At 62.8% G+C, this 2,361-nt stretch carries 2 protein-coding genes; both read left to right on the forward strand.

Going from position 1 to position 2,361, the window contains the following annotated elements; translation table 11 throughout:
• A partial coding sequence (locus K8U03_22590; GenBank protein ID MCE9607686.1) for a hypothetical protein occupies positions 1–854 on the forward strand: 854 nt, incomplete at its 5' end.
• Entirely contained in the window at positions 835–1,782 is a 948-nt protein-coding gene (locus K8U03_22595) for an aldose 1-epimerase (GenBank protein ID MCE9607687.1), read from the forward strand. The genes K8U03_22590 and K8U03_22595, both read left to right, overlap by 20 nt.
• Positions 1,783–2,361: the final 579 nt, after the last annotated feature.

Genomic DNA, 2,361 nt, shown 5'->3' on the forward strand with positions numbered 1-2,361 from the left:
TGCATGGGCTCTACGCCGGCGCGGCGCTCGGGGCAACGGCCGCTTACGTGTGGTGGAGCGCGCATCCGGCGGAAGTATCGGCCGCCGCGCGAGCGTTGCCGATGAGCCGCTACTACTTCGCGGTTGCGGAACTGGCGTTCTCGGCCGCTTGTTTCGAGATCTGGCTCCGTCTGTGGCGACGAGGGACGCGCCGCGCCGTGGTCGGCCGGTTCTTCGCCGTCGCCGCGATCACGAACACGATCTACCACTTTCCGACCCTGTTCGCGATTCTCAGCGTCCTCTCGACTCGGCCCGATGAGGCTTCCGGCGCGGTTCGCTTTCTGACCTACCTGGGCGATCCCGAAGTGCTCGCGCGGGTCGCTCACTTTTCGGCGGCGTCGCTCGCCGTCGCCGGGGTCTTGTTGGCGGCGCTGGCGGCGTCGATCGGGCCGGCTGCCGCGGAGCGAACCGACGGCAAACCCTCGGCCTCTGAAATCGCGCTCGGCTTGAAGACGCGCGGCGCGATGATCGCGCTCATCACGACGGTCTTGCAATGGCCGATCGGGATCATCGTCTTGTTGCAACTTCCCGAAATCTCGCGCGAGGCATTGATGGGAAACAGCGCCGGCGCTACGATGCTGTTCGTGATTTCGCTTGTCGCCGTCGTCATGCTGATGCACCGCTTGGCTGCGGCTGCGTTCGGCGAAACGACCTTCGCCGAGATCCGCTCGCTGCTGCTCTGGCTCGGCATTACGATCGTCTTGATGACGGCCGTAAGGCATTACGCGCGCGAGCCGTTGTACCTTTCCGATTCCGTCGTTCGTTCGCTTTCCACCCACACCGGTGACTTCGCTCATGGCAATAGAAGAAGTTAAAATCATCGACCCGACCTCGGGCTCGTCGGCCACGATCCTCGTCGGCGCGGGTTTCAATTGCTACAAGTTCGAGGCCGTGGTCGCCGGTGCGCCGGTGGATGTCCTCTGGACGACCCCCAACTTCGCGACCGGCAAAGAACGCCCTTCGCATAGCGGCATTCCCGTCCTGTTTCCCTATCCCGGACGCTTGCGCGGCACGACGCTCGACTACGCCGGCAAGTCGTATCCGCTCGAAGGCAACGACGGTCGCGGCAACGCGATTCACGGCTACTGCCTCACGCGTCCGTGGGAAGTCGTCGAGAAATCGGCTTCGAGCGTCGTCGGCAAGTTCCAGGCATCGAAGGTCGATCCCGACATCTTGAAGAAGTGGCCCGCCGACTTCATCGTCACCGTGAGTTACGAACTTTCCGGCACGACGCTCGCAAGCAAGATCACGGTCGAAAATCCGGACGACAAGCCGCTGCCGTTCGGTCTCGGCACGCATCCTTATTTCCGTTTGCCGCTCGGCCCGCAAGGGACGGCCGACGATTGCCGCGTGACGGTGCCGGTGCGAAACTATTTCGAGCTGGTCGACATGCTCCCGAGCGGCAAGAAGCTTCCGGCGACCGGTCCGCGCGGCCTTGCGGCCGGCATGCGCTTCGCCGACATGAAGCTCGACGACGTCTTTACCGACGTCGAATTCTCTTCCGGAGAAGCATCGGCCTCGATCGCCGACCCGACGAATCGCCGTACGCTGTCGATGGCGTTCGACTCGGGGTTCACGCAAGTCGTGGTGTACAACCCACCGCATCGCGAAGCGGTGTGCATCGAGCCCTATACGTGCGTCCCCGATCAATTCACGATGACGGAAAAAGGAGTAATCGGCGCTCCGCAAACGCTTAAGCCCGGCGAGAAGTTTTCGTGTCGCTATGAGATTGCGGTTGAGTAAATAGCGAGTCGAGCAAAGGCGCGCAGCGGCGCCTCTTCGCGAACGCTCGCGATTGAAAAAAGTTCGTGCGTCGTCGCCCGAGTTCGGTCGGGCATCTTGTCCAAACATGTCTGCGCAGAACGGGCTCCCGCTCGGCTCTCCCGAGCGTATGCTCGCGAAGAGAAGCTCGGGCGACGACGCACCGGACGACACCCTAGGCAGTCGAAGCGATTCGCTTGAGTTTGCAAACTCAAACGAGCCGTCGTGCAAATTCGATCCTCCGCCAAGCGGTGCCGCGCGGCTCGTCCAGAGCGCGCGGCGGCGAAGGATCGCGACCGGTGGCATCGGATCTTTCGGAGTCGAACATTACGGCCGTCGCAGGGTCGGACCAAGACCACGCGTGCCGCAATACCCGACATCGGAAAGATCGGCAGCCGCCGACCGCAGGCCGGGAAAAAGACTAGAGCGCATTGCAATTAATTGTAGCGGTATCCTGAGTTTCGGAAGTAGTTTCGGCATTCGGATTCTTGGAAGCGGGTGACGAGTTCGCCGCAGCGGCGCCACAAGCCTGCGACGGTTCGCTCCGCCGCGCTGCGGATC

Source organism: Planctomycetia bacterium (assembly GCA_021413845.1).
Taxonomy (GTDB): Bacteria; Planctomycetota; Planctomycetia; order Pirellulales; family PNKZ01; genus PNKZ01.

What these genes read in the sequence shown, in the direction of transcription:
- K8U03_22595 (MCE9607687.1), top strand. Translation starts at nt 835, where the DNA reads ATGGCAATAGAAGAAGTTAAAATCATCGACCCGACCTCGGGCTCGTCG.